We start from the raw sequence: 25845 nt of genomic DNA, 5'->3' as shown, positions 1-25845 counted from the left end.
ACACGTGAGTGCCTCGGGTGAGGGCTGGCTGAGTGACGGGATCGACAACGCAGCGGGCGCGGGATCCGGTCTGTGGGTGCGGGGTGTCGACTACATGGCGGGCTGGAGTGTCGCGCGTGAGGCCGCCGATCAACTGAACTTGGCACTTCTCGCGGCCGAGTTCGAGCCGTGCGAGTTACGGGCCGTAGCTGCGACGAACGACGACGGGCACGGGGTTGTGCGCCTGGTGGGCTTGCCTGGTGCCGCCGTGCGGCTCGCCCAGCTCCTGGAGGCGCTCGCCGATGGTGCCGGTGATGCGCGGTGAGGGGTGTTTCCGCTGGTGGGCGGTGTGCGTGGGCACGTCGGCGGGTGGAGAGACTTTGGGCGGGAGCTGCCATGGGGCGAGTGAACAGGGGGCCTTACGCTCGCCCGGCGAATCGGGCAGGTACTGGACCTGCCCGGTGTTGTGCCCGATGGGCCCCCTGTTCTTCGAGGCTCGCCCCATGGTGGCTGCCTAAAGTCTCGGAGGCCGGCGACCCCCAGCCACCCACACCCCGGCCCTCGACGGCCGGTCGGCGCATCGACTGCTCGGGCTGGCTGCGGTGTGGGGCGTCCGGCGCTCGGCCGGGACCGGCGGTCACGCCGCACGCCCGGCCGGGGCGGCCGGGCGGCCCGGCGCGCCGCAGGCGCGCCCTTGAGGAAGTGAAGACTGTTTCGACCGATTACCGTTCGCGGTCACGCCTTGGTGCGTCGGGTGGGTTCTTTGTCAGCGGTGATCCGGTAGGTGAGTTCGGCGCGGTCGGCTGGGATGCGGAGTTCCTCGAGGATCAGGGCCTGGTCGTCGGTGCCGCAGGTCACGCGGGAGACGTGCAGGACCGGGGTCGCGTCGGGCAGTCGCAGGGCGGTGCGTTCGTCGGGCAGCGGCATGCGGGCGCGTACGGTCTCGGACCACCACAGCTTGTGTCCGGCCTTCGTCAGCAGCGTGTACACGCTCGCGGGCTCGGTATCCGGTGCCTCGGCGAGCGCGGGTACGGCGTCGGCGGTGGTGAAGGGGATCAGTGTGCGGTGCATCGCGCGCGTCCCGGTTGCGGGGTCGGCGAGCAGTCGGTCACAGCCGAACAGTGCGTCTTCCGCCTTGAGTTCCAGCTGGTGGGCGGTGGTTTCGGTGGCGTGGGTGCGGTAGGTGGTGGGCTCTTCGGTCTGCTGCCAGGCGGCTACGCCGTGCAGCGTGAAGTGTCCGGCCGACGTCCTGCCGACGGAGCGGGAGATCTCGGCGGTGGGTCCGCGGTCGGCGCGTACGAAGCTGCCTTTGCCGTGGCGGACGTCGATCAGCCCTTCCGAGCGCAGGGCGGCGACCGCGTTGCGGACGGTCGGGCGGGAGACCTGGTAGCGCTCCATGAGCTGGGCTTCCGAGGGAAGTGGGGCGCCGGGTTCGTACTCGCCGGACAGGATCGCTTCGCGGATGGCGGCGGCAACCTGTTGGTAGAGGGCTCCGGGGCGCTGGATCTCCGACATCTGGGCATCTCCGACGGGTCGGGGTCATAGGCACGTCGCACGCGCGGCGTCACTCGTCAGCATAAGTAATTGCGCACTCGCCGTACAGCACTCCAAACTCATCACTCGTAAGGACAAGTGACGTCCGCATATGGCGGGCGTCCGATTGGCCAGGGAGGCCGAAGACATGCAGTCCATTCCCGTGGACACGATGCGACTGGGCGTACTGCGGTGCGCCATCGCTCCGGAAGCGAAGATCAGCAACACCGAGACCCAGGAGGTGAAGAAGGACCGGGACGGCAACCCCGTCTACACCGTGGCCGTGACCGTGCGGCAGGACCGGCGGCGGATCTCCGTCATCGAGATCGCCGTCAGTGGCGAGCCGACAGGGATCGAGGAAGGCCAGATCGTGAAGGTCACCGGCCTGGTGGCGTTCATGTGGGCGATGGGTGACCGCCACGGTGTCAGCTTCCGCGCTGATGCCGTCACCCCCGTCCGCACGACTGCCCCGCACGGCAAGGGCGGTGACGCGTGATGGGACCGATCGTGCTCGCCTTCGCCCTCGCCGTCGTGGCCTGGATGCTCGTCGTCGGCGACCTGGTGCGCCGGCACCGCCCGGCCTGGCACTGGTACCTCGTCGGCTACCCCGTCACCGCGTGGCGGGCGGTGTTCACCTGGCGGCGGATCGCCGTCCTGAACGACCTCGCGGTGTCGCGGCTCCCGGCCCGCACCCTCGTCGGTCACCTGATGGTCAAGGGCGACCCGGTGCGGCCGGTGGCTCCGCGCTGCTCCTTCCCCCGCGTCACCCCCATGGGGCTGACGATGGTGGTGCGGCTGCACGCGGGGCAGACCCCGGCGACCTATCTGAAGGCGACGGACGCCTTCGTCCACGCGTGGAAGGTCCACGCGGTGCGGGTCACCTCGCCCGAACGCGGCATCGTGCTCCTGAGCGCCATGGCCACCGACCCGCTTCAGCGGCCCGGCTTAGCCACCGCCCCGGCCGAACTCCTTTCCGCTCTCATCGGCGCACTGGAGACCGGCGGGGCATGGGTGATGAACCTGCGCCTGGTGCCGCACTGGCTGATCACCGGGGCCACTCGCTCGGGCAAGTCCACGCTGCTGGCCCGACTCATCACCCAACTCGCCACACAGCGCGTCGCCCTGGTCGGCGTCGACTGCAAGGGCGGCATGGAACTCGGCCTGTTCGCCGGACGGCTCAGCGCGCTGGCCACCTGCCGACGGGAAGCGGTCGCGGTCCTCTCGGCCTTGGTGGTCGACATGCAGGACCGGATGAGCGCGTGCCGGTCGGCCGGGGTCCGTTCCATTTGGGAGCTCCCGGACAAGCTCCGCCCGGTCCCGGTCGTGGTCCTGGTCGACGAGATCGCAGAGCTGTATCTGTCCGACGGCACCCGCGAGAGCAGGGCGGAGGCCGAACAGTGCTCCACTCTCCTGCTGCGGCTGGCCCAGCTCGGAGCCGCCCTCGGCATTCACCTGGTGGTGGCCGGCCAACGCGTCGGATCCGACCTCGGCCCCGGCGTCACCGCACTGCGCGCCCAGCTCGGCGGCCGCATCTGCCACCGGGTCAACGACCCCGGCACCGCCGAAATGACCCTCGGCGACCTCAACAAGGATGCGGTCGCTGTCGCACAGGGGATTACGCCGGAAGAGCGCGGGGTGGCCGTCTGCACCGGGCCGGACGGCGGGTGGAGCCGTGCCCGATCCCACCTCACTCCGACGGATGAGGCCGTGGCCACGGCCCGAAGGTACAGCGCGATAACCCCGGAACTGCCCCCCGTCACCCGCGCGCTTGTCGCACTGGAAGGAGAGTCCAAGTGATCAGCGAAGGCACGGCGTTCACGTTCGCGGTGATCTTCGGGATCATCACCGTCCTCCTCGTCCGCTCCCGCGACGTCCGCGCCTGGGAAGCGGTCTGCGTCGGCCTCTTCGGCGTCTACCTCGGCCAGACCCCCGTGGTCTTCACCATCCACGGACTCGTCACCTGGTTCATCAGCGGCTTCTCCCACACCTGAGCAGAAAGGACACCCCAGTCATGCCTATGCCTCGCGTGAGGTGCCCGCACTGCAAGGGCGACGGAGCCCGAAAAACCTGGACCGGACGCATCCGACGCTGCCGCGTCTGCCGAGGAACCGGCACCATCCGCTGAATCTCGCCCCCACCCACGACCCACCCAAGGGAGTGATCCCCATGCCCCAGGGCGCACCACCCACAACCGTCCCGGCTGCTTCGGCGGCCCACCCCGGAAGGTCACCACCATCACCCCGCACTACACCCCGGCTCACAGGCGCGCCGCACTCGACCGCGCGGCGCGCCTGCGTCAGCTCCCCGAAACCGACCGAGACGCCCTACGCATCGCCCAAGACCCCCGATTCCCCCGCTGGCTGGAGCAGATCGCCGCAACCGGTGGCTGCTCCCACCCCGTCCACCTCTCCGGCTCCACCACCACCCTGGACGGGGAAACCGGTGAGATCCTCCACCACTACGACACCCGCAACGAACCCGGCGAACGCCTCCTCATCCGCTGCCGCAACCGACGCGCCACCATCTGCCCGCCCTGCTCCCGCCTCCATGCCGGCGACACCTACCACCTCATCCGCGCGGGTCTCCTCGGCGGCCAGAACATCCCTGCCACCGTGCGCCACAGCCCCCGGCTCTTCATCACCCTGACCGCCCCGTCCTTCGGTTCGGTCCACCGTGCTGGCGAACGGTGCCGCCCCCGCCGAGACGGCGGCGCATGCGAACACGGGCGGCCCCTCGGCTGCGGCCTGATCCATGCCCAGGATGACCCGGCTGTCGGCGAACCGCTCTGCCCCGACTGCTACGACTACACCGGCCACGTCCTCTGGCACGCACACGCCTCCAAGCTGTGGGACCGCTTCGTCATCGGCGTCCGACGTCACCTCGCCTCCTCGGCCGGCATCACACAGTCGCGCTTCCCCCAGCACGCCCGGCTGTCCTTCGCCCGCGTTGCCGAATACCAGAAACGCGCCGCCGTCCACGTCCACGCGGTCGTCCGCCTCGACGGCCCGGCCGGACCCGACGACGAAGTCCCGGCCTGGGGCACAAGCAACGGACTCGCCGACTCAGTACGTGCCTCCGCAAGCCGGGTCGTGATCCGTACTCCTCACAGTCCCGCCGTCGGCGAACTCGCCCTCCGCTGGGGCGTCCAGCTCGATGCCCGACCGCTTCGCACCGATGGCGACGGACCGGACGACGATGCCGTAGCTGCGTACGTCGCCAAGTACGTCACCAAAGGAGCGGGCGAGACAGGGGCCGGCACCGACTACCGGCTCACGAGATGGGAGGACATCGACGCTGCCCGCGTCTCCGACCACGTTCGGGCACTCATGCGGATGTGCTGGCGCCTCGGCGGTCTCCCCGAGTTCGCACCCCTGCATCTGCGGGCCTGGGCTCACACACTCGGCTACCGGGGCCATGTCCTCACCAAGTCGCGCGCCTACTCGACGACATACGCCGCCCTGCGCGCCGACCGTGCCGAACACCGCGGCCACGACACCGTGGCTGGCACGGTCACAGATGCTCAGTGGCGCTACGTCGGCTCCGGCCATACGCCGGGCGCGGCACTCCTGGCCGCCGCGGTCGCTGAAGACCTTGCCGTAAACCGCGAAGTCACATCGGAAGTGCGGGCCTCCGAGAGGGGGCGGGTGAGTGCCGCATCCGAGTGACGAAGCAGAAGATCACGACATGGTCTGGGCTCGGACGCACGCAAGAAGGGCTCCCCAGTGGTCGGATGCCAAGTGGCGGAGGATGAACGCTTCCTTGGGGCTCGATGTGTCCACATGCGGCAAGGCCCGTCACCCGCGCCGTACGAAGTGACGGGCTCAGCCCGGTCTCGCTGCTACTTCTCGGCCCACACAGGGACCAGGCGATCCCGTACAGGGACCCTGCGCCCTCTGCCCACCTGGAGAACGACAAGCGCAGTCAGCGTCTGTTCCACATAGGAGCGGCGCTCAGCCAGGGTGACACCGTCGCGGTACCACTCCTTCGCCACGTCCACGGGCTCTCCCTGGGCTGCCAGGATCCTGCGATTCCACGCGTTTCGGTCCTTCGCCAACCGACGCTCGTCCGACTCGTACTCTGCAAGATCCGCGTAGTACCGTTCAGCGCTGATCTTGCGTGCCCTGCGAGCCTGCTTCAGGTCGTCGATGTCTTCCCGAACGTTCCTCAGCTCGTCCTCGCCCGGCCATGCCTTAGGGACCGCAACCGCATTCCGCGCAGCGGCTTCCTCCTCGTACTTCGCGATCACCAATTTCGCGATCAACGCGTCCGTCTCCGGGCCGGGAATCTTCACGCCCCCACAGCCTCGCCCCGTGCTCTTCGCATGACAGCCGTAGTAGAAGTACCCCTCCGGCTTGCCCAGGCTCGGTGAGGCCTTGCACGGGCGGAGAAGCGCTCCGCAGCCCTCCTTGCCGCAGCGCAGCGTCCCGGTCCCCAGGTACTTGCGGGTATTGAATCCTGAACCGCGCACGGGCCCTTCACCGATGATCGCGACCAGCGCCTCCCACTCGGCAACCGTCAAGATCGGTTGCCACTGACCGATAACAGGATCGCCTCTGCTGTCACGCGAGATGGTCATGTTCTTGAGCTCGCGACCTGTGTCGGGATCGAACTCGACCACCGTGTAAGGCCGGTAGCCACACAGGCGCGGATTCCGCATGGATTCCCTGAGTACGCTCTGTGTCCAGGCATTGCCTCGGGACGTGGTGATGCCCTTGCGATTCCAGTCGGCGATGATCGCGTACCACGTCGCACCCTCGATGAGCCGCCGAGCTGCCTTTCGGATCAGGTCTGCCTCGGTCGGATTGAGCGTGCGCTTGTCCTCCTGCCACCCGAATGGGCGCGTACCGCCCACTGGTATGCCCAGGTCTCGCCGCGCCTTGTGGTTGCGTTTCAGTCGCCGGGCCGTGTCAGCCGACTGCTTGTTGGCCATGGCGACGACTACTCGGGCCATGGCTCGGCCGTTGTCGGTGAGCAGATCCAGGGTGCCCGTGATGTCGATGATCGGTCGGCGGTAGTGCTCGACGGTCTCGATCGCGTCTTCGAGGTGCCGGGGGTCGCGCGTGAGGCGATCGATGTCATAGACGATCAGTCCGTCGATGCGTTCCCCGTTCGGCGCGGTGCCCTGCTTGAGATCCTCCAGCGCGCCTTCGAATACCGGCCTCACTACGCGGTAACCCGTGGTCCCATCGGGCAGGCGCACGCGCCGGCGCTTCCAAGCCGAGGTGTCCGGCTCCAGGTAGGTGTGGATGTACCGGCCGCCTCGGCTCTCGATGAACTGACGGCCGTCTTTCTCCTGCTCCTCCGTGCTCTTGATGTCCCTGCTGGTCATCGGCACGAAGCGCGTCGATTCCCGTGCGCCGTCGTCGAGGGCCTCGCCCTCGATCTCTTCCGTGGACAGCCGGGCCAGTCCGGCCCAGTTCTGCCCTTCCAAGTTGCCCCAGTGCGCTCGCTGTACCAGGTCCTCGGCCATGCCCAGAAGCTACATCCGTGGATGTGCTGCTCGCAGCGCCTCGCCCAGCACCTTCGGCGCCTCGGCGAGTGACGGGCCGTACCACGTCAGGTGCCGTCCGCTGAGCAGCGCGCAGGGCAGACCGGGGAAGGCCTCCGGGCCGTCGTCCGCGGTGAAGCGGTAGGGCTCGTCGGGCAGCACGACCAGGTCCGGTGCGGCGGCGAGCAGCTCCTCGACCGGGATCCGCGGATAGCGTTCGGCGTGCCCGGCGTAGAGCTGGTCGACGCCCAGGCGGGCCAGCACGTCCCCGGCGAAGGTGTCGCGGCCCAGGACCATCCACGGGCGGCGCCAGATCGGTACGACGGCCGTCCGGCGGTGGCTGGACGGCAGCGGCGCCGCCCACGCCTCCTCCGCCTCGTCGAGCCACCTGGGCCGCGAGGGCGCCCCGCACGCCCGGAGCACCCGCGCCAGCTCACCGAAGGCCTGCGGGAGGTCGCGGATCGCGGTCACCAGGACGTCGAGGCCGGCCGCGCGCAGGTCGGCCAGGTCCGGTTCCCGGTTCTCCTCCTCGTTGGCGATCACCAGGTCGGGGGCGAGAGCGACGATCCGGTCGACCCGGGGGTTCTTGGTTCCGCCGATCCGGACGACGTCCAGGTCCGCCGGGTGAGTGCACCAGTCGGTGGCGCCGACCAGGGCGCCGGGCACGGAGGAAGCCACCGCCTCCGTGAGCGACGGCACCAGCGAGACGATCCGCACTACCGCTTCCGGCCCCGGTCCCGGTCCCGTACCGCCTCGATGTGCTCCGCCACGGCGACGACGACCACCCGGGTGTCCGGCACGGTCGCCCGCCAGCGGTGACGGACGCCACCGGTGAGGTACAGGGTGTCGCCCCGGCCGAGGCGGTAGGCGCGGCCCTCCGCCTCGATCTCCACGGCGCCGTCGGCCACGTACATCAACTGGTCGTTGCGGTACTGGAACTCGCGGCCCGCGTCATGGTCGCCGGTGAACTCCGAGGCGTGCATCTGATGGTGACCGCGCACCAGGGAACGGGAGCGCGGCTCCGGCTCGGGCCCCGGACCCGGCTCGGTCACCTCGGCGCGCACGACGTCCACGCTGCACGCGGGGTCGGCGGCGGCGAGGAGCTCGACGGCCGTGGTGCGCAGGGCGTCGGCGACCTTCTCCAGGGAGCTGGTGCTGGGCCGCGCGCGCTCGTTCTCGATCTGGCTGAGGAACGGGACCGACAGGCCGCTGCGCTCGGCCACGACGGCGAGGGTGAGCTCCAGGGACCGGCGTCGGCGCCGCACGGCCGCGCCCACTCGCAGTGGCTGTTCTTTGTGGTCGCCCATCGCTCCGGCTCCCTCCTTAGCTCGTCGCTGCCATGACGTCCTCTACGCCCTCCGAGGAGTTGTCTGCACCCTACGCATGTTCGGCAAACCGTTTCATGCGCCCGTCACATCGAGGACACCTGGCGTGACACCGGACCTCACAGTTCGCGCCAGCCGATCGGACCCCGGACACGCCAGGCACGGACCCGCTCACCGGTTGTCCGGTTCAATGCGCGAACGGCCGCGCATGTTCCCGCTCGTCCCCGGCGTCGCGGAGCCTCGGCTCGGGCATGGGCGTAGCTCTCCGTACTTGGCCGGATTCTTGCTGTGGCGGGGCGACGGGCGGACGGGGCCGGACCAGCGCCGCGGCGGGGCACGGCGGGGCGCGGCGGGGCGGATGGGAGCGGGAGCGGGAGCGGGAGCGGCGGGGAACGTGCGGGAACGACACGAGGGGCGGGCCCCGACGCGGGCCCGGAGGCCGTACGTCGGTGCCCGCCCCTCGTCAGGCGGTCGCGGTGCTGTCAGGTCACCGGGCCGCCCGGCTTTCCTGCCCCGAATCGGCGACCGGTACCCACTTCTCGACCAGACCTGGATTCTCCTTCAGCCAGGTCCGGACCGCGTCCTGCTCCTTGCCCTTGCCGGCCTTCTGGATCCGCGCCTCCAGACCGGTGAGCTGGGACTCGGTCATGCGGAAGTTCTTCAGCCACTTGCCGACCTCGGGGTTGTCGGCGGCGAAGCCCTTGCGGGCGACGGTGTGCACGCCGTCTCCCTTGCCCCAGGCACCCCGGGGGTCCTCGAGCTTCTTCAGGTCGTAGTCGCTGTAGGCCCAGTGCGGCGACCACAGGGTGACGACGATCGGCTTCTTGGCGGCGTAGGCGCGCTTGAGTTCGGCGAGCATCGCCGGGGTGGAGCCGTCGACGACGGTGTAGGCGCCGTCGAGGCCGTACTGCCCCAGGACCTTGTCCTTGAGCAGGCCCATCATCCCGGCGCTGGGCTCGATGCCGGTGATCTTGCCGTCGAACTCGGCGGCGTGGCTCTTCAGGTCCGCCAGGGAGCCGACGTCCTTCACGTACGAGGGGACGGCGAGCTCCAGGGAGGTGGGGCCGTACCAGGAGCCCAGATCGTCGAGCTGTTCGCCGTACTTCTTCCAGTACTCGTCGTGGGTGGTGGGCAGCCAGGCGTCGGTCTGGAAGTCGATCTGCCCGGTGGCGACGCCGGTGTACAGGGGGCCCGCGGCGTACTGGGTGGTGGTGACGTCGAAGCCGCGTTCCTCCAGGAGTTCCTTCCAGAGGTACGTGGAGGCGATGCCCTCGTCCCACGGGATGTAGCCGATCTTGACCTCCTTGCCCTTGCCGATGTCCGAGGCGGAGGCCTCGGCGGTACCGGAGGAGGGGCCGAAGACGTTCATGCCGCCGGCGACCAGGGCGAGCACGACCACGCCGACCACGGCCACGGCCGGGCGCGGACGGTACGTCCACACCGTGCCCCGGGCCTTGGCGGCGGCGCGGCGGCCGAGCGGGGAGATCCGGGTGCCGAGGGCGCCGGTCATCCGGTCCAGGTAGATGGCGAGGACCACGATGCCGAGGCCCGCCTCGAAGCCGAGGCCGATGTCGAGCTGGCCGATGGCCTCGTTGACGGCGCCACCGAGGCCGCCGGTGCCGACCATGCCGGCGATGACGACCATCGACAGGCCCAGCATGATGACCTGGTTGACGCCCGCCATGATCGTCGGCAGGGCGAGCGGCAGCTGTACGCGCAGCAGGGTGTCGCGGGGCGTCGTGCCGAACGCCTCGGCGGCCTCGACGAGTTCGGGGTCGACCTGGCGGATGCCGAGCTCGGTCATCCGGACGCCCGGGGCGAGCGCGAAGATCAGGGTGGCGATGACGCCCGCGGGGACGCCCATGCCGAAGAACAGGATGGCCGGGATCAGCAGCACCATCGACGGCATGGTCTGGAGCAGGTCCAGGACGGGGCGGAGGGTGGCGCTGACGGCCTTGGAGCGGGCGGCCCAGATGCCCAGCGGGAGGGAGACCACCAGGGCGATCACCGTGGCCACGAGCACCAGGGAGAGCGTCGACATCGCCTCGTCCCACAGGGCGAGGGAGTCGATGAGGGCGAACCCGGCGAAGGCCAGGACGCCCGCGACGAGGCCGCGCAGCCACCAGGCGAGCACCGCGAGGATGCCGGCGAGGAGGAGCGGTTCGGGGGCGGTGAGGACGGTGTCGAGACCGTCGTACATGCCCTCGACGACCGTCTTGATCGCGTCGAAGAGCCAGGACATGTGGGTGACGAGCCATTCGACGCCGGAGTCGACCCAGTCGCCGAGGTGCAGCCTAGGCACGGGCCGTCACCTTCTTCCCGCCGTCGCGCGGACTGTCGCAGGCCGTCGCCCGGCCCTGTTCGTCGCCGAGGAAGCGGACGAGGTGCCGGCCCGACACGGCGCCGACGAGTTTCCGCTTGCCGTCGAGGACGGCGACCGGATGGTCCAGGCGGGCGCTGAGCGCGCACAGCGCGGTGAACGGGGTGTCGGGGGTGGCGGTCTCGCAGCCGCAGTCGGCCTCGTCGCCGCGCACGGCGGTGTCCATGACGGCGGAGGCGGTCAGCACGCGGGAGCGGTCGACGTCCTGGATGAAGGAGGCGACGTAGTCGTTCGCGGGGCGGAGCAGGATGTCCTCCGCCGTGCCCGTCTGCACGATCCGGCCGTCGCGCATGACGGCGATCCGGTCGCCCAGACGCATGGCCTCGTTGAGGTCGTGGGTGATGAAGACGATGGTCTTCTTCAGCGTCTGCTGGAGCGTGAGGAGCTGGTCCTGCATGTCGCGGCGGATCAGCGGGTCCAGCGCGCTGAAGGACTCGTCCATCAGGAGCAGGTCGGCGTCGGTGGCGAGGGCGCGGGCCAGGCCGACACGCTGCTGCATGCCGCCGGACAGCTCGTCCGGCCAGGACTTCTCCCAGCCGGCCAGACCGCAGAGCCGCAGCGCCTCGGCGGCACGCTCCTCGCGTTCGCGGCGGGGGACGCCCTGGACGGCGAGGCCGTAGGCGGCGTTGTCGAGGACGCTGCGGTGCGGGAAGAGCGCGAAGTGCTGGAAGACCATGCTGATCTTCTTCGCCCGGACCTCGCGCAGTTCGCGGTCGGCGAGGGCGGTGAGGTCCTGGCCGTCGAAGAGGACGCGTCCGGCGGTCGGCTCCAGCAGCCCGTTGAGCATCCGCAGCAGGGTGGACTTGCCCGAGCCGGACAGACCCATCACGACGAAGATCTCGCCCGGGGCCACCGTGAAGGAGGCGTCGATGACGGCGGCCGTGGTGCCGTCGGCGCGCAAATCCTCCCGGTCGGCTCCCTCCCGGAGCCGCTCGACTGCCTGCTGCGGTCGTCTGCCGAACACCTTGTGCAGATGCTCGGCCTCAAGCCTGGAGGACACGCGTACCTCTCGTCGGGGACAGGAATCGGAGCAGTCGGCAACAGCAAACAGTTGAAAGTGCAACCGGGCACTGCTCCGAGGCCGCCCCTGCCCTGGTCCGATGGGGGCAAACGTACGAGTGGTTCAGTTCACAGCAGGTTTCACACGAGGTTCACTCCTGCCACGGGAGTGAATACGCACCGGATACCGGGGCACGCGTGCGGCATGATGCGAGGCGTGACCGGACGACTGATGCTCCTCGACACCGCCTCGCTCTACTTCCGCGCCTACTTCGGCGTCCCGGACTCCGTGAAGGCGCCGGACGGCACTCCGGTGAACGCCGTGCGCGGACTGCTGGACTTCATCGACCGGCTGGTGAAGGACCACCGGCCGGACGAGCTGGTCGCCTGCATGGACGCCGACTGGCGCCCCCAGTGGCGCGTCGACCTCATCCCCTCCTACAAGGCGCACCGCGTCGCCGAGGAGCGCGAGACGGGGCCGGACGAGGAGGAGGTGCCGGACACCCTCTCGCCGCAGGTGCCGATCATCGAGGCGGTCCTGGACGCGCTCGGCATCGCACGGGTGGGCGTCGCCGGCTACGAGGCGGACGACGTGATCGGCACGTTCACCGGGCGGGCGAAGGGCCCGGTCGACATCGTCACCGGCGACCGCGACCTCTACCAGCTGGTGGACGACGCCCGCGGGGTACGCGTGCTGTATCCGCTGAAGGGCGTCGGCACGCTCCAGCTCACGGACGAGGCGTGGCTGCGCGAGAAGTACGGCGTCGACGGGAGCGGCTACGCGGATCTGGCGCTGCTGCGCGGCGACCCGAGCGACGGCCTGCCCGGCGTGCCGGGCATCGGGGAGAAGACCGCGGCCAAGCTGCTGGCCGAGTTCGGCGACCTGGCCGGGATCGTGGCGGCGATCGACGACCGCGCGGCGAAGCTGACGCCGTCGCAGCGGCTGCGGCTGGACGAGGCCCGGCCGTATCTCGCCGTCGCGCCGACGGTGGTCAAGGTCGCCGACGACGTGCCCCTGCCGGACGTGGACACCGCGTTGCCGCGCGCACCGCGGGACGGAGCGACACTGGAGGCACTGGCGCAGCGCTGGGGACTCGGTGGGTCGCTCCAGCGGCTGTTGACGACCCTGGGCACACCGTCCGCGTAACCATTGCTCTCGTGTCGGGGAATGACAACGGCGCAGGCCGGGAGTCATCCTCTGCATGAGATCCGGATGAGAGGTGAGCCGACTCTCGAACGGGGAGGGCATCACCGGGGGAAGAGATGCTAACTTAGGTAAACCTAACCATACCCACATGGGAGGCCGTCATGGCAGAACGTCCGGCACGGAAGCCGCGGACGCCCCACTCCGCGCAGGTCGTCCGCACCGAACGGCTCACCCCCCATATGCAGCGCGTCGTCCTCGGCGGCGAGGGCCTGGCCGACTTCACCGCGGGCACCTGCACCGACCACTACGTCAAACTGCTCTTCGGCCCCGAGGGCGTGACCTACCCCGAGCCCTTCGACCTGGAACGCATCCGCGCCGAGTTCCCCCGTGAGCACTGGCCGGTGACCCGCACGTACACCGTGCGCAACTGGGACGCCGAACTCCGCGAGCTGACCCTGGACTTCGTGGTCCACGGCGACGAGGGCCTGGCCGGGCCGTGGGCGGCGCGCGTCCAGCCGGGCGAGACCGTCCGCTTCATGGGCCCCGGTGGCGCCTACGCGCCCGACACCACCGCCGACTGGCATCTGCTGGTCGGCGACGAGAGCGCCCTGCCGGCCATCGCGGCCGCCCTGGAGTCGCTGCCCGCCGGCAGCGTCGCCCACGCCTTCATCGAGGTGTCGGGCCCCGAGGAGGAGCAGAAGGTCGACTCCGACGTGGAGATCGTCTGGCTGCACCGCGGCGACCGGCCGGTCGGCGAGCGGCTCGTCGAGGCCGTACGGGCGCTGGAGTTCCCCGAGGGCCGCCTGCACGCGTTCGTGCACGGCGAGGCCGCCTGCGTGAAGGAGCTGCGCAAGCTCCTGCGCGTCGAGCTCCAGATCCCGCGCGAGGACCTGTCGATCTCCGGCTACTGGCGGCTCGGCCACAACGAGGACGGCTGGCAGGCCTCGAAGCGGGACTGGAACGCGCGCGTGGAGGCGGAGCAGGAGGGCGCGGCACCGGCCGCCTGACCTGACGGAAGCGGCCCGCAATCGTGGCGCGGGCCGCCCCTGCGACCCCCTGGGGGCCGCACCCGCCTGCGCCTACACCGACCGCTGGTACGACCGGAACGTCCCGATCGAGAGCCACACGGCCGCCGTCGCGAGCGCGAGAAGCGCCCCGCCGCGCAGGAGCACCGCGCCCCAGTCGGGGTCGGCGGACAGGGCCGACCGGCCGGCGACCATCGCCCAGTCCAACGGGTTGAAGCGGGCCACCTGCCGTATCCAGCCGGGCATCCGGTCCGGTGCCATGAACGCGCTGGAGAGGAAGGTCAGCGGCAGCAGCAGGAACGTGTTGACGCCGATGATCGACTCCCGCTCCCGCACCAGCATGCCCAGGGCGTTGGACAGCGCCCCGAAGACCGTGCCCAGCAGCACCGAGGCGACGACCAGGACGACGACGCCCACGAACCCGCCCGGGTACTGCGCACCGCCCGCCAGGCCCAGCAGCACGATGACGGCCGACTGCAGGGCGGTGACGATGCCGTTGTGGACGACATTGCCGTTCATCAGCGCGGCCCGGCTGACCGGGGTGGTCAGAAAACGGTTGAGGGTGCCGCGCTGGATCTCCTCCAACGTGCCCATGCCCGCCCACAGGTTGGAGGCGAGCGCGCTCATCACGACCACGCCCGGCACCAGGTAGTCGAGGTAGGAGGCCGTACCGAAGCCGCCCAGCGCCACGACGTTCTTGAAGAGACTGCCGAAGAGGAACAGCCAGATCACCGGCTGGATCAGGGTGATCACGGCGTACGCGGGCTGGCGGGCGAACACCATCAGCTGGCGTTGCGTCATGTACCAGGTCTGGACGATCGCGGTGCTCATCGCGCACCCCCGGCGAGGACGAGGGCGTCGGCGGCGGTCCCGCTCTCGGCCTCGGCCTCGGCGTAGCGACGGCCCGCGTACCGCAGGTAGACGTCGTCGAGGGAGGGGCGGGCGACGGTCGCGGTGGCGACGGCCGCCCCGGCCCGCTCCAGGGCACCGAGCAGCGCGGGCACCGCCGCCGCTCCGTCCTCGGCGCGGACGCTGATCCGTGGCCCGTCGAACACCACCTCGTGGACGCCGGGCAGCCCGCCCAGGGCGCCCTCCAGCAGCACACGGCCGCTCTCGCCCAGCGCGGTGCGCAGCTCCACATGCACGGCGTCGCCGCGGAGTTCGCCCTTGAGGGAGTCGGGAGTGCCGGTGACGACGATCCGGCCGCGGTCGACGATGGCGACGCGCTCGGCGAGCCGGTCGGCCTCCTCCAGGTAGTGCGTGGTGAGCAGGATGGTCAGCCCCTCCTCGCCGGCCAGCCGGCCGATCTCGTCCCACATCGCGGTGCGGGCCTCCGGGTCCAGGCCGGTGGTGGGCTCGTCGAGGAAGAGCACCTCGGGCCGGTGCACCAGACCGAGGGCGACGTCGAGCCGGCGCCGCATGCCGCCGGAGTAGCCCTTGACCGGGCGCCCGGCGGCCCCGGAGAGCGCGAAACGCTCGAGCAGCTCGTCGACGCGCCGGTCGAGGGCGGCCCCCCGCAGGCCGTAGAGCCTGCCCTGGAGGCGGAGGTTGTCGCGGCCGGTGGCGACCGGGTCGGCGCCGGAGTTCTGGGCGACCACGCCGATCGCGCGGCGCACCCGGTCCGGGTGGCGCAGCACGTCGTGACCGGCGACGGTGGCCGAGCCGGAGTCGGGGCGGGCGAGGGTGGTGAGGATCTTGACCGCGGTGGACTTGCCGGCGCCGTTGGGGCCGAGCAGCCCGAAGACGGTACCGGGCTCGACGGTGATCTCGAGGCCGTTCAGGGCGGTGACGCCACCGGGGTAGGTCTTGACGAGTCGACGCGCCTCGACCGCGGGCGCGCGGGTGTTGCTCATGACGGTGCTCCTTCGTGAGCGGACAGGACTACTGATCCGCGTGAAGAGCGCCGGGCTATCCTGGGTGTGCCGCACCTCGATGGCCCGGAGCCGCTTCACGGCGGATTCCGTTCGGGGTTGGGGACCCCGGCGGAGCTGCTGCAACAGCCCTGCCGGGGTCGTTTCTCAAGAGGTGAATTCCGTCGGCAGCTCCCCCGTCTCGTGGAAACGCCGCCAGTCCTCGACGCCGGGCAGTGAGCCCTTCCTGATCTCCTCGAGGAATCCGCCGACCCACTCGGCCTGCGCCTCGACCATGTGCAGCTGGTACTCGACCTCGACGAGGAAGAGCCTCGGCAGCGTCTCGTAGAGCTTCTCGAGGACGCCCCGGCCGCCGGCCACCTGGACCTCCAGCGCACTCAGCCGGGTCTCCAGCAGGCGCACCACGTCGTCGGGAGGCAGTGCCGCCATCAGCGAGAGCGCCGTCTCGAAGATCGGGTACTCCTTGGCGGGGATGGCGATCAGATCGGACAGCCACTCGGCCATCTCCTCACGCCCGGCCTCGGTGAGCCCGTAGACCGTGCGCTCGGGGCGGTTGCCCTGGCGTTCCACACCGGTCACCTCGACGAAGCCGTACTTCTCGAGGTTCTGCACGACGGTGTAGAGCGAGCCGTAGTTCGTCTTCGTACTGGTGTCCTTGCCCTGACTGCGCAGGGTCTGGGCGATCTCGTACGGATGCATCGGCTTCTGCCAGAGCGTCGTCATCACGGCGAGCGCCAACGGATTGCTGAGCTTGCGGCGCTTCCTCGTCACGACGACCACCTCGCTTCACGATGAACAGCTCGCCACCGAATATCCGTGGCCGAACATATCGCGAGTCCCCGCACGTTCGCAAGAGACGCGATGTAACGCGATCGGGTGAGGTGTGTGAGGACGTGAGGACTTGGGCCCGCCCCGGACACGGCGGCGTGACGCGCACGAAACAGCGCGTCCCTAATTTCTGTCGCCCGACAGGAATTACGTTCCCTCTGGGCCCAAGGCAGGTTCCGCCGTGACGACAACAGCCCCTTCCGACGTACGCCCCGACCCGCCGCACTCCCCCGACGCGGGCGACGGCTCCCTGGCCGAGTTCGGCTACCGCCAGGAGCTGCACCGCAGCCTGGGCAGGTACGCCTCGTTCGCCGCCGGGTTCTCCTTCATCTCCGTGCTGACGACCGTCTTCCAGTTCTTCGCCTTCGGGTACGCCTTCGGCGGCCCGGTCTTCTTCTGGGCCTGGCCCATCGTGCTGGTCGGTCAGTTGCTGGTCGCCGCGTGCTTCGCGGAGCTGGCGGCGCGCTACCCGATCTCGGGCGCGATCTACCAGTGGTCCTCGCGGCTGTCGACTCCGTCGTTCGGCTGGTTCGCCGGCTGGATCATGGTGATCGGGCAGATCGTCGTGGTCGCCGCGGCCGCTCTGGCGCTCCAGATGGTGCTGCCGGCGATCTGGTCGGGCTTCCAGCTGATCGGCACCGACCCGGCGCCCACCTCGCCCGACGGCGCGGCCAACGCGGCGCTGCTCGGCGTGCTCCTGCTGGCGCTCACCACCTTCGTGAACGTCGTCGACAACCGCGTGATGTCCGTGATCAACCGGGTCGGCGTGACCGCCGAGATCATCGGCGCGGTACTCATCGTCGTGCTGCTGCTCACCCACTCCGAGCGAGCTCCGAGCATCACCTTCCACACCGAAGGGGCCGCGCAGAACGGCCTGTTCGGGGCGCTGCTCGTCGGCTCGTTCACGGCCGCGTACGTGATGATCGGGTTCGACAGCGCGGGCGAGATGAGCGAGGAGACACACCACCCGCGGCGCACCGCGCCCCGCACGATCCTCACCGCGCTCGGCGCGGCCGGCCTGCTCGGCGGGCTGATCGTGCTGGGCGGGCTGCTCGCCGCCCCCAGCCTCACCGACGGACGGCTCGGGGTCGACGGCCTCAGCTACGTCCTCACCAGCAGCCTCGGCGACGGGGTCGGCAAGGTGCTGCTGGCGGACGTGGTGGTCGCGATCGCGGTGGCGACGCTCGCCATCCAGACGGCGGCCTGCCGGATGCTGTTCTCCATGGCCCGCGACGGACAGCTCCCGTTCTCCGGCCGCCTCGCGCGCGTGAACCCCCGTACCGGCATGCCGAGCGCCCCGGCGCTGGTGGTCGGCGTCCTCGCGGCGGCCCTGCTGCTGCTCAACTTCGCCTCACCGGACGCCTTCCTGGCCATCGGCACGACCTGCATCGTGATGCTCTACCTGGCGTACGCGATGGTCACCGGCCCGCTGCTGGTGCGCCGGCTGCGCGGACAGTTCTCCTCGGCCGGCACGGACGAGACGGGCGCCCGCCTGTTCTCCCTGGGCCGCTGGGGCGTCCCGGTGAACGCCCTCGCGCTCCTCTACGGCCTGCTGATGACGGTCAACCTGGCCTGGCCGCGCGCGGCGGTGTACGACCCGGCCGGCGGCCACTGGTACTTCCAGTGGTTCACCGTGCTGTTCCTCGGCACGACACTCGCGGCCGGCGTGGCCTTCCGGACCTACCGCGGGCGCTCACCGGCGCCGGCCGCCGCGGCACCGGAGTCGGCGGCCGCGTAGCCCCGACGGCCACGGTCCGGCAGACGAAAACGTCGGGCCGACGCGCGCGTGGGCAGCCACGCGCGCGTCGGCCCGACCGCCGGCCAGGCGCGCCGCAGAAAGCGCCCACTGCCGATCCAGCGCGGGCCGCGCGGTGCTGCGTACGCCCTGGACGGGCAAGTGCGCCGGGTCGGCCGCCTGGCGGTGCGAAAGGCCGACAGGTGCGGCGGGCCGGCGGCCGCGTCTCGCATGCGGGTCCGCGAGGCCGACGAGGCACCAGGCACGCGCGCGTAGGCGTGCCTCGCTCAGTCGCCCTGCACGCGTGCGTGGAGATGCATGTCGTGCCAGCCGTCCTGGTGGAGGGCGGCACTGCGCCTGGTGCCCTCCAGGAGGTAGCCGGCCTTGCCGGCCACCCGGCAGGACGCCTCGTTGGCGGTGGCGTGCATCAGCTCCAGGCGGTGGAAGCCGATCTCGTCGAAGGCCCAGCGGGTGAGCGCGGTCGTGGCGCGAGGTGCCACTCCCCGGCCACGGGCCGCTCTGGTCGTCCAGTACGCGACCTCGGCCACGCCCTCGGCGAGCAGGATGCCGCGCAGCGCCACCCGCCCGAGCAGTTCGCCGGTGTCCGTGTCGACGACGGCCCACTGGGCGTTCCGCTCCTCCGCCCAGCTCGCGCGCCACTCCTCGATCCAGCCGGCGACCTCCTCCTCGGAGTCGGCGGCCCTGACGTGCCACTGGTGCATGGCCGGATCCTGGAAGGCGGCGTACACGGCGGGGGCGTCCTCGGTCAGCCACGGGCGCAGGAGCAGTCCGTCGCCGCTGCGGAGCACGGGCTGCGGGGCCCCCGAGAGGGTTCCGGCGGGCAGGACGGCGTCGGCGGTGAAGGGCATGAGCCGCATCCTGCCAACGGACCACGGCCCGACCAACGGGTTTTCCGGCCCGTAGGCTTGACCCCGATGAGACGCCGTACGCCGCCCCCGCCCTCCCCGTTGCCGCAGCGCGACGGGATCGACCCGGTGCGGGTGCGGTTGCCCGGCGAGGGCACCTGGGCCACCGTGCGGGAGCACCTGGTGGAGCGGCTGGGCGCGGCGCGCGCCGGGGTCGTGGACGCCATGCTGGAGGCGGGGCTCGTCGTCGGCGCCGACGGGCGGCCGGTGGCGCCGGGCGCGGCCTACGTACCGGGGATGTTCGTCTGGTACCACCGCGAGCTGCCGCCCGAGGTGCCCGTGCCGTTCCCGCTGGAGATCGTGCACCGCGACGAGCACATCGTCGTCGTCGACAAGCCGCACTTCCTGGCCACCACCCCGCGCGGCAGCCATGTCACCGAGAGCGCGCTGGCCCGGCTGCGGCGGGAGCTGGACATCCCCGCACTCGGCGCCGCGCACCGGCTCGACCGGCTCACCGCCGGACTCGTGCTGTTCACCGTGCGCCCCGAGGAGCGCGGCGCCTACCAGTCACTGTTCCGCGACCGCCTGGTGCGCAAGGTGTACGAGGCCGTCGCGCCGTACGACGCGGGGCTCACCCTGCCCCGGACCGTGCGCAGCCGGATCGTCAAGGAGCGCGGGATCCTGGCCGCCTACGAGGTGGCGGGCGAGCCGAACGCCGTGAGTCGCGTCGAGCTCGTCGAGCACGGTGCGCGGGGGCTCGGCCGGTACCGGCTGCTGCCCGCCACCGGGCAGACCCATCAGCTGCGCGTCCACATGAACGCGCTCGGCGTGCCCATCCTCGGCGATCCGCTCTACCCCGAGGTGGCCGCCCCCGTGCCGGCCGGTGACTTCCGGCGCCCGCTTCAGCTGCTGGCGCGGGAGCTGGAGTTCACCGATCCGGTCACGGGGACGGAGCACCGGCTGCGCAGCGGCCGGGTGCTCGAGGCCTGGACGTCGTACGACGGCTGGGCCGCCGCTCCGTCGGCGGGCGCCGCTCAGTAGCCGCGCCACCAGGACAGGAAGCGCCGCCAGGCGTTGGGCCTGCGGACCGGCCCCGTCGACTGCGGGACGGTCGGCACGGACCGCGGCGCGGGCTGCGGCGCGGACTGCGACACCGAACGCGGCGCGGGCTCCGGTGCGGCCACCGGTTCGGGGGCGGGCGCCGGCGCGGGCCGCGGCGCCGTGCTCATCGGCCGCGTGAGGCGCTGCGGCGGGATCGGGGCGTGGCTCGGCTTGTGCTTGACGTCCTGCTGGTCCTTCGGCTCGAACCGGACCGGCAGCTCCACCAGGTGCCGCGAGGCGATCGACATCGTCCACCGCAACTCGTCCTCGTCGCAGTCGAGTTGCACGTCCGGCAGCCGCATCAGCAGGGCGTCGACGCCGACGTCGGCGATGGCGCGGCCGATGTCCTGGCCGGGGCACTCGTGCGGACCGCTGCCGAAGGCGAGGTGGGAGCGGTTGCCCTGCATGTGGGCGGACAGGTCGGGGCGCACCCGGGGGTCCACGTTGCCGGGCGCGGGCGCGAAGAAGAGACCGTCGCCCCGGCGGATCCGCTGACCGCCCAACTCCGTGTCCTGCTTGGCGAAGTAGCCGAAGATGGTGCTGAACGGGGGCTCGTCCCACAGGGACTGCTCGACCGCCTCCGCCACCGTCATCTGGCCGCCGTTGAGCTGGGCGAGGAAGCGCGGGTCGGTGAGGACCATGCGCAGCGCGTTGGAGAGCAGGTTGACGGTGGCCTCGTAGGCGGCGAAGAGCACCAGGCGCAGATGCTCCCGGACCTCGTCGTCGGTGAGTCCGGCCGGGTGGGTGACGAGGTGGCTGGTGAAGTCGTCCTCGGGCTCGGCCCGGCGGCGGGTGGTGAGCCGGGCGAGCGCCTGCACGACGTACTCGTGGCTGGCGACCGCGGTCTCGCTGCCCTTGAGCGCGTCGCGGGCGGCGTGCACCATCTTGTCGTTGTACTCGTCGGGCATGCCGAGGACATGGCACATCACGGCCATCGGCAGGTGCTCGGCGAAGTCGCCGACCAGGTCGGCCCGGCCCTCCTCGCAGAAGCGGTTGACCAGGCGCTGGCTGGAGCGGTTGATGTAGCGGCGCACGCTGCGGTCGTCGATGGTCGCCATGGCCGCGGTGACCGCGCCGCGCAGCCGCTTGTGCTCGTCGCCCTCGGCGTGGGCGCAGATGGGCTGCCAGGCCATGTGCGGCATGAGCGGGTGGTCGGGCCTGACCTTGCCGTCCAGCATCTGCGACCAGATGCGGCTGTCCTTGGTGAACTGCGAGGGGGTGCGCACCATGCGCAGGTTCTCGGCGTGCCCGAGGACCATCCACATCGGCAGGTCGTCGTGGAGCAGGACCGGCGCCACGGGGCCGTGTTCCTCGCGCAGCCGCTCGTACAGCTCGTTGAGGTCCTCCGCGCCGGGGCCGTAGAGGCGGGCCAGTCCGCCGGGTCCCCGGACGTGCGCGGGGCAGCCGGGCGGCGGGTCCAGGGCGAGGTCGTGCGGACCGTTCGGGGTGGGGTGTTCGGGAGTCACAGGGGGTCGCTCCGAAACTGTGCTGAATCCGGTGGTGGGGAAAGTGGTGCCGTGCGGGTCAGGTGAGGCTGCGGGTCAGGTGAGGCTGCGGGTCAGGGCCAGGGAGTGCAGGAAGCGCATGAGGGTCATCAGGACGTCACGGCTGGAGGCGCGGCGGCGGACGTCGCACTCCACGATCGGGATCTCGGGCGGCAGGTCGAGGGCCGCGCGCAGGTCGTCGATGGGGTAACGGGGCCCGTCGGGGAAGGTGTTGACGGCGACGACGAAGGGCACGCCGCCCTCCTCCAGCCGGCCCATGACCTCGAAGCTGACCTCGAGGCGGCGGGTGTCGACCAGGACGACCGCGCCGAGCGCGCCCTCGAACAGTCCGTTCCACAGGAACCAGAAGCGCTCTTGGCCGGGCGTGCCGAAGAGGTAGAGCACGACCTGCTCGGTGATGCGGATCCGGCCGAAGTCCATGGCCACGGTGGTGGCGGTCTTGGTCTCGGAACCGTAGTTGTCGTCGACCCCGATGCCCGCCTGGGTCATGGTCTCCTCGGTGGTCAGCGGCCTGATCTCGCTGACGGAGCCGACCATGGTGGTCTTGCCGACGCCGAAGCCGCCCACGATGACGATCTTCGCCGCGGCCGTGGTGGTGTGCGGCAGATGGTCCTCGGCCCGTGGGCCGGGGATCGTGTCAGAGCCGTTGAAGTCCATGCATCACCGCTTCGAGGAGGGAACGGTCGGGGAGCTGCTGCCGGACGATGGGGGCGCGTGCCTGTACGAGTTCGGCCGCCAGCATCTCGGTGAGCAGCACCGTCACCACGCTGAACGGCAGGCCGAGGTAGGCCGAGATCTCGGCCACGGACAGCGGGGCGGCGCACATCCGCAGGACCGCCGTCTGCTCCGGGGTGGCCGATGAGGGCGGTTCGGCACGCGCCACGACTAAGGTGACGAGGTCGACGGGCGCGCGCTCGCCGTCCGCGCCCGTGATGATGTAGAGCCGCTCGGGGTTCTTGCCCTCCCCCTCCGCCCCCTCCTTCGGGTCGTTCGGGAGCGGTGGGGGCGGCGGGGGCGGTTGCGGCAGGGGTTGTCGCCGGCGGCGTTGCGGAGGAGTCATACGCTGTGCCCGTTGCGCCGGGGCGGACTGGTCAGATGGGCGCCGATGCGGACCACGAGGTCGCGCATCATGCCGCTCATCCGACTGGCCTCGCAGCGCACGTCGGCGAGGACGGCGAGGTAGGCATTGGCACCGGCCGACATCATGTAGAAGTAGCCGCCGCTCAGGTCGATGACGACCATGTCCATCTCGCCGGTGCTCGAGTGGATCTCCTGGCCGACCGCGGCGGCCAGGCTCTGGAGGCCGGCGCAGGCGGCGGCGACCCGGTCGGCGGCGTCGGGGTCACCGGCGTAGCGGGCGATGCGCAGCCCGTCGGCCGACAGGACCACGATCATCTCGATGCCCGGAACCCCGTCGTAGAGCTCCTTGAGCAGCCAGTCGAAGTTTTGGCGCTGCTGGATCACGTGAGGTCCCCTTCATCGTCGGCCTCGGGCCTGGCCTTGTCTTCGATCAGGTGCAGATATGCGGTGGGATTGCGGGTGAAGTCGGTGGGGTGCACGCCGGGCGGGGCCGCTTTGACCAGTCCCTCCCAGAAGGCCTCGAACGCCAGGCCGGGCTCCCGCTTCTTCTGGGGCTCCGGCTCGGGCTCGGGCCGGCGCTGTGCGAACGGGTCGGGCTTGCCGAGGCGCTCGGCCTCCTGGGCGGCGTACGCCTCGGCGTAGCGCTGGGTGATCGAGATCGTGGTCTTGCTGCGGCGCTGCGGCAGACCCTGATCGGTCCACTCGGTGACCTCGGGCACCTCGTCGTCGGTCAGGGAGACTCCGGCCGGGATACGCGCGTTGGTGGGGCGGCGCTTCTTGGGCGGACGCTTGGGACCCTCGCCGATCTGGCTCAGGTCGATCTGCGGTACGGCGGTGGCCCCGATGCCGTGGGCGAAGCCGGGGGCGGGGTCGGAGGTCTGCATCTCGCTCGGCACGATGAGGACGGCCCGGACGCCGCCGTAGGCCGAGGTGCGCAGCGAGACCTGGAGGTTGAACGACGTGCACAGACGGCCGACGACCGCGAGACCCAGGCGCGGGGTGCCGCCCACGTCCTGGATGTCGACGCCCGCCATGGCCTGTTCCAGCATGCGTTCGGCCTTGGCGCGGGCCTCTTCGCTGAGGCTGACGCCGGCGTCCTCGATCTCGATGGCGATGCCGGTCTGCACCTCGACGGCGTTGACGTGCACCTTGCTCTGCGGGGGCGAGTAGCGGGTGGCGTTGTCGAGGAGTTCCGCGAGCGCGTGGATGAGCGGCTCCACGGAGAGGCCGCGGATGTTCACCTTGGCGATGGAGTCCAGCTGGATGCGGCGGTACTCCAGGATCCGGGACATGGCGCCGCGCAGCACGCTGTACAGCGGGACCGGCTGGGGCCAGTTGCGGCCGGGCCGGCCGCCGCCGAGCACGCCGATGGAGTCGGCGAGGCGGCCGATCAGCGAGGTGCCGTGGTCGATGCGCAGCAGGTCGTCGAAGACCTCGGGGTTACGGCCGTGGTCCTCCTCCATCTCCCGCAGTTCCGCGGACTGCTGGTGGACGATGGCCTGCACCCGGCGGGCGATGCTGACGAAGGAGCGCTGGGCCGAGTCGCGCAGGGACTCCTCGTGGTCGACGATGTCGAGGATCTTCCTGATCACGGCGCGCTGCGCGTCGTCGAGTTCACGGAAGTCGGGATCACCCTCGCTGAAGTCGCGCATCACCTCCCTGGGGGAATTTCCGGCCCGCAGCCACTCGACCGCGTTGGGCACGAACTGCTCGGCGAGGCGGCGGTTCTCCTCCGCGTGGCCGGCCACCCGCCGTTCCAGGTACGCGACGCGCTGGTCCCGCTCCGCGCGCAGCTCCCGCAGGCGCCGCCCACGGCGCACCGACTCGGCTCCCGCCACGATCACCAGGACGGTGGCGACGGCTCCGCAGACGCCGACGGCGAGCCGGGCCTGTGTCGCCACCAGGGCGACGGCGGCTCCGGTCGCCGCGGCCATCAGTATCGCCGGCAGCAACAGCACGCGCGCGTAGGGAAGTTCTCGGCGACCGGGTGGGGACTGAACACTCACCATGTGGGCACCCTCTGTAGGGATCTGTCGGCATCTTCGGGAAGTTTGGGAACAAGCGCACGAATACGCCTCAACTCGGTGCGCCGCGGGCGAGCTTAGTCCGACCGGATCATCGCCGTGTCATATTCCGCAACCGCCTGAAACCACTTCCGTACGTGGAGTAACCTCAGCCCATTTACACGCACGGCATTCGTTCGAACACCGTGCGTGACGCAGCACAGGCGTGCGGAACAGTTCACCGGGACGGATGAGACGAGCACCCGCGAGTGGCTCGGGCGGCGTTCAGTTCCCCGCGATGCGCAGCGCCGCGTCGGCGGTGGCGCGGGCGAACTCCGAGACCGAGCGGTCGGGATCCGAGCGGTGCACGAGGATGACACCCTCGATGAGACCGAAGACCAGGTCGGTGCGGAGATCCAGCGCGCTCTTCGCGAGCGCGCCGCCCGCCGCCGTGGCGGCGATCAACTGGCGGTAGGCGTCCTTGAGTTCGGCGCGCACGGCATGGAAGCCGGCGAACCGCTCGGTGCGCACCTCGGGCAGCAGGTAGAGGCCGCCGAGGTTGTGCGAGCCGCCGCACAGCAGCTCGACGTCGGTTCGGCACAGCTCCCACAGCCGGTCCTCGGCCGTCCGGCCGTCGTCCGCGAGCAGCTCACGGGCGCAGGTCAGCGAGGGCGTGACCGTCGACTCCAGCAGCGCGGCGAGCAGCTCCTCCTTGCCGGAGACGTAGTGGTACATGGAGGCCTGGCGCATTCCCGCGCGTTCGGCGACGGCCCGGGTGGTGGTGGCGGCATAGCCGCGGGTGGTGAACAACTCCGCGGCGGCCACGAGCAGTTCGGCGCGCGGCGTGAGCCCGCTGTCCGGGCGCTGCGCGGCCCGCGGGCGGCCCACTCGACGTCCGCTGCTCGTCCCCATGTCTTCGATCCTCGCACACGGTGCCGGACGGCGATCTTCGGACGGTCCGGTGAGGAGTCGGTAACCGC

25 protein-coding genes are annotated in these 25845 nt (G+C 70.9%); 9 read left to right on the top strand and 16 right to left on the bottom strand.

Going from position 1 to position 25845, the window contains the following annotated elements; translation table 11 throughout:
* Positions 1-4 precede the first annotated feature (4 nt).
* A complete protein-coding gene (locus OG933_RS34715) occupies positions 5-304 on the top strand; it encodes a hypothetical protein (protein WP_405630816.1) in 300 nt (99 codons plus the stop codon).
* 410 nt (positions 305-714) lie between these two features.
* On the opposite strand, the gene OG933_RS34710 is transcribed toward OG933_RS34715, so the two are convergent.
* Positions 715-1494 (bottom strand): GntR family transcriptional regulator, encoded by a 780-nt coding sequence (locus OG933_RS34710; protein WP_405630814.1) that lies wholly within the window; start codon positions 1492-1494, stop codon positions 715-717.
* Between the two features lie 166 nt (positions 1495-1660).
* Here OG933_RS34710 and OG933_RS34705 point away from each other — a divergent pair, with 166 nt between their 5' ends.
* From OG933_RS34705 to OG933_RS34690, 4 genes are all read left to right on the top strand, one after another.
* Entirely contained in the window at positions 1661-2008 is a 348-nt protein-coding gene (locus OG933_RS34705; RefSeq protein WP_405630813.1) for a hypothetical protein, read from the top strand.
* Entirely contained in the window at positions 2008-3309 is a 1302-nt protein-coding gene (locus tag OG933_RS34700) for an FtsK/SpoIIIE domain-containing protein (protein WP_405630811.1), read from the top strand. Before OG933_RS34705 ends, OG933_RS34700 begins: the two co-directional genes overlap by 1 nt.
* On the top strand, positions 3306-3503 hold the full coding sequence (locus OG933_RS34695; protein ID WP_020130201.1) for a hypothetical protein: 198 nt from the start codon (positions 3306-3308) through the stop codon (positions 3501-3503). The genes OG933_RS34700 and OG933_RS34695 overlap by 4 nt, the downstream gene beginning before the upstream one ends.
* A gap of 300 nt (positions 3504-3803) precedes the next feature.
* Positions 3804-5177, top strand: a complete 1374-nt coding sequence (locus OG933_RS34690) for a replication initiator (protein WP_405633590.1) — start codon at positions 3804-3806, stop codon at positions 5175-5177.
* A gap of 173 nt (positions 5178-5350) precedes the next feature.
* On the opposite strand, the gene OG933_RS34685 is transcribed toward OG933_RS34690, so the two are convergent.
* The 5 genes from OG933_RS34685 to OG933_RS34665 all read right to left on the bottom strand — a co-directional run bounded on the left by OG933_RS34685 (position 5351) and on the right by OG933_RS34665 (position 11705).
* Complete coding sequence (locus tag OG933_RS34685; RefSeq protein ID WP_405630808.1) at positions 5351-6982, bottom strand: recombinase family protein; 1632 nt, start codon at positions 6980-6982, stop codon at positions 5351-5353.
* A gap of 9 nt (positions 6983-6991) precedes the next feature.
* The gene (locus OG933_RS34680) at positions 6992-7717 is read right to left on the bottom strand and encodes a helical backbone metal receptor (RefSeq protein WP_405630805.1); all 726 of its coding nucleotides are present in this window, start codon (positions 7715-7717) and stop codon (positions 6992-6994) included.
* Positions 7717-8307: a helix-turn-helix domain-containing protein gene (locus tag OG933_RS34675; RefSeq protein ID WP_020128360.1), complete on the bottom strand. Its 591-nt coding sequence runs from the start codon at positions 8305-8307 to the stop codon at positions 7717-7719. The genes OG933_RS34680 and OG933_RS34675 overlap by 1 nt, the downstream gene beginning before the upstream one ends.
* Before the next feature lie 505 nt (positions 8308-8812).
* Complete coding sequence (locus OG933_RS34670) at positions 8813-10627, bottom strand: ABC transporter permease/substrate binding protein (protein WP_405630803.1); 1815 nt, start codon at positions 10625-10627, stop codon at positions 8813-8815.
* The gene (locus OG933_RS34665; RefSeq protein WP_405630801.1) at positions 10620-11705 is read right to left on the bottom strand and encodes a glycine betaine/L-proline ABC transporter ATP-binding protein; all 1086 of its coding nucleotides are present in this window, start codon (positions 11703-11705) and stop codon (positions 10620-10622) included. The genes OG933_RS34670 and OG933_RS34665 overlap by 8 nt, the downstream gene beginning before the upstream one ends.
* Positions 11706-11912: 207 nt before the next feature.
* On the opposite strand from OG933_RS34665, the gene OG933_RS34660 reads away from it, so the two are divergent.
* Positions 11913-12851, top strand: a complete 939-nt coding sequence (locus tag OG933_RS34660; RefSeq protein WP_362534034.1) for a 5'-3' exonuclease — start codon at positions 11913-11915, stop codon at positions 12849-12851.
* Between the two features lie 161 nt (positions 12852-13012).
* A complete protein-coding gene (locus OG933_RS34655; protein WP_362533971.1) occupies positions 13013-13858 on the top strand; it encodes a siderophore-interacting protein in 846 nt (281 codons plus the stop codon).
* Between the two features lie 72 nt (positions 13859-13930).
* On the opposite strand, the gene OG933_RS34650 is transcribed toward OG933_RS34655, so the two are convergent.
* The 3 genes from OG933_RS34650 to OG933_RS34640 all read right to left on the bottom strand — a co-directional run bounded on the left by OG933_RS34650 (position 13931) and on the right by OG933_RS34640 (position 16518).
* Complete coding sequence (locus OG933_RS34650; protein WP_405630798.1) at positions 13931-14707, bottom strand: ABC transporter permease; 777 nt, start codon at positions 14705-14707, stop codon at positions 13931-13933.
* Positions 14704-15729, bottom strand: a complete 1026-nt coding sequence (locus tag OG933_RS34645; RefSeq protein WP_362533976.1) for an ATP-binding cassette domain-containing protein — start codon at positions 15727-15729, stop codon at positions 14704-14706. The genes OG933_RS34650 and OG933_RS34645 overlap by 4 nt, the downstream gene beginning before the upstream one ends.
* 165 nt (positions 15730-15894) lie before the next feature.
* Positions 15895-16518 carry a PadR family transcriptional regulator gene (locus tag OG933_RS34640; RefSeq protein WP_362533978.1) on the bottom strand — a complete coding sequence of 208 codons (624 nt, stop codon included), beginning with the start codon at positions 16516-16518 and terminating at the stop codon, positions 15895-15897.
* A gap of 238 nt (positions 16519-16756) precedes the next feature.
* On the opposite strand from OG933_RS34640, the gene OG933_RS34635 reads away from it, so the two are divergent.
* Positions 16757-18313 carry an amino acid permease gene (locus tag OG933_RS34635; RefSeq protein ID WP_405630796.1) on the top strand — a complete coding sequence of 519 codons (1557 nt, stop codon included), beginning with the start codon at positions 16757-16759 and terminating at the stop codon, positions 18311-18313.
* 284 nt (positions 18314-18597) lie between these two features.
* On the opposite strand, the gene OG933_RS34630 is transcribed toward OG933_RS34635, so the two are convergent.
* Positions 18598-19179 carry a GNAT family N-acetyltransferase gene (locus OG933_RS34630; RefSeq protein ID WP_362533983.1) on the bottom strand — a complete coding sequence of 194 codons (582 nt, stop codon included), beginning with the start codon at positions 19177-19179 and terminating at the stop codon, positions 18598-18600.
* A 66-nt stretch (positions 19180-19245) separates the two neighbouring features.
* Here OG933_RS34630 and OG933_RS34625 point away from each other — a divergent pair, with 66 nt between their 5' ends.
* Positions 19246-20217, top strand: a complete 972-nt coding sequence (locus OG933_RS34625; protein ID WP_405630793.1) for an RluA family pseudouridine synthase — start codon at positions 19246-19248, stop codon at positions 20215-20217.
* Here the strand turns inward: OG933_RS34625 and OG933_RS34620 are convergent.
* From OG933_RS34620 to OG933_RS34595, 6 genes are all read right to left on the bottom strand, one after another.
* Positions 20211-21743, bottom strand: coding sequence for a cytochrome P450 (locus OG933_RS34620; RefSeq protein ID WP_405630790.1), 1533 nt, complete (start codon positions 21741-21743; stop codon positions 20211-20213). The two genes, OG933_RS34625 and OG933_RS34620, sit on opposite strands and share 7 nt — an antisense overlap.
* A 75-nt stretch (positions 21744-21818) precedes the next feature.
* On the bottom strand, positions 21819-22439 hold the full coding sequence (locus OG933_RS34615) for an ATP/GTP-binding protein (RefSeq protein ID WP_020128348.1): 621 nt from the start codon (positions 22437-22439) through the stop codon (positions 21819-21821).
* Positions 22420-22842 (bottom strand): DUF742 domain-containing protein, encoded by a 423-nt coding sequence (locus tag OG933_RS34610; protein WP_142269467.1) that lies wholly within the window; start codon positions 22840-22842, stop codon positions 22420-22422. Before OG933_RS34610 ends, OG933_RS34615 begins: the two co-directional genes overlap by 20 nt.
* Positions 22839-23246 (bottom strand): roadblock/LC7 domain-containing protein, encoded by a 408-nt coding sequence (locus tag OG933_RS34605; RefSeq protein WP_020128346.1) that lies wholly within the window; start codon positions 23244-23246, stop codon positions 22839-22841. The genes OG933_RS34610 and OG933_RS34605 overlap by 4 nt, the downstream gene beginning before the upstream one ends.
* The gene (locus OG933_RS34600) at positions 23243-24871 is read right to left on the bottom strand and encodes a sensor histidine kinase (protein ID WP_405630788.1); all 1629 of its coding nucleotides are present in this window, start codon (positions 24869-24871) and stop codon (positions 23243-23245) included. The genes OG933_RS34605 and OG933_RS34600 overlap by 4 nt, the downstream gene beginning before the upstream one ends.
* Positions 24872-25150: 279 nt before the next feature.
* Positions 25151-25777, bottom strand: a complete 627-nt coding sequence (locus tag OG933_RS34595; RefSeq protein WP_405630786.1) for a TetR/AcrR family transcriptional regulator — start codon at positions 25775-25777, stop codon at positions 25151-25153.
* Positions 25778-25845: the final 68 nt, after the last annotated feature.

Origin of the sequence: Streptomyces sp. NBC_00016, from assembly GCF_045040885.1 — a bacterium.
Taxonomy (GTDB): Bacteria; Actinomycetota; Actinomycetes; order Streptomycetales; family Streptomycetaceae; genus Streptomyces; species Streptomyces coriariae.
This window is presented reverse-complemented; position numbering and strand designations above follow the sequence as displayed.

Bases quoted from the DNA above. Each gene is read 5' to 3' on its own strand.
- OG933_RS34675 (WP_020128360.1), bottom strand. From the start codon at position 8,307: ATGGGCGACCACAAAGAACAGCCACTGCGAGTGGGCGCGGCCGTGCGG.
- OG933_RS34705 (WP_405630813.1), top strand. From the start codon at position 1,661: ATGCAGTCCATTCCCGTGGACACGATGCGACTGGGCGTACTGCGGTGC.
- OG933_RS34615 (WP_020128348.1), bottom strand. From the start codon at position 22,439: ATGGACTTCAACGGCTCTGACACGATCCCCGGCCCACGGGCCGAGGAC.
- OG933_RS34700 (WP_405630811.1), top strand. From the start codon at position 2,008: ATGGGACCGATCGTGCTCGCCTTCGCCCTCGCCGTCGTGGCCTGGATG.
- OG933_RS34595 (WP_405630786.1), bottom strand. From the start codon at position 25,777: ATGGGGACGAGCAGCGGACGTCGAGTGGGCCGCCCGCGGGCCGCGCAG.
- OG933_RS34660 (WP_362534034.1), top strand. From the start codon at position 11,913: ATGCGAGGCGTGACCGGACGACTGATGCTCCTCGACACCGCCTCGCTC.
- OG933_RS34625 (WP_405630793.1), top strand. From the start codon at position 19,246: ATGAGACGCCGTACGCCGCCCCCGCCCTCCCCGTTGCCGCAGCGCGAC.
- OG933_RS34710 (WP_405630814.1), bottom strand. From the start codon at position 1,494: ATGTCGGAGATCCAGCGCCCCGGAGCCCTCTACCAACAGGTTGCCGCC.
- OG933_RS34655 (WP_362533971.1), top strand. From the start codon at position 13,013: ATGGCAGAACGTCCGGCACGGAAGCCGCGGACGCCCCACTCCGCGCAG.
- OG933_RS34645 (WP_362533976.1), bottom strand. From the start codon at position 15,729: ATGAGCAACACCCGCGCGCCCGCGGTCGAGGCGCGTCGACTCGTCAAG.
- OG933_RS34650 (WP_405630798.1), bottom strand. From the start codon at position 14,707: ATGAGCACCGCGATCGTCCAGACCTGGTACATGACGCAACGCCAGCTG.
- OG933_RS34685 (WP_405630808.1), bottom strand. From the start codon at position 6,982: ATGGCCGAGGACCTGGTACAGCGAGCGCACTGGGGCAACTTGGAAGGG.
- OG933_RS34600 (WP_405630788.1), bottom strand. From the start codon at position 24,871: ATGGTGAGTGTTCAGTCCCCACCCGGTCGCCGAGAACTTCCCTACGCG.
- OG933_RS34610 (WP_142269467.1), bottom strand. From the start codon at position 22,842: ATGACTCCTCCGCAACGCCGCCGGCGACAACCCCTGCCGCAACCGCCC.
- OG933_RS34630 (WP_362533983.1), bottom strand. From the start codon at position 19,179: ATGCCCTTCACCGCCGACGCCGTCCTGCCCGCCGGAACCCTCTCGGGG.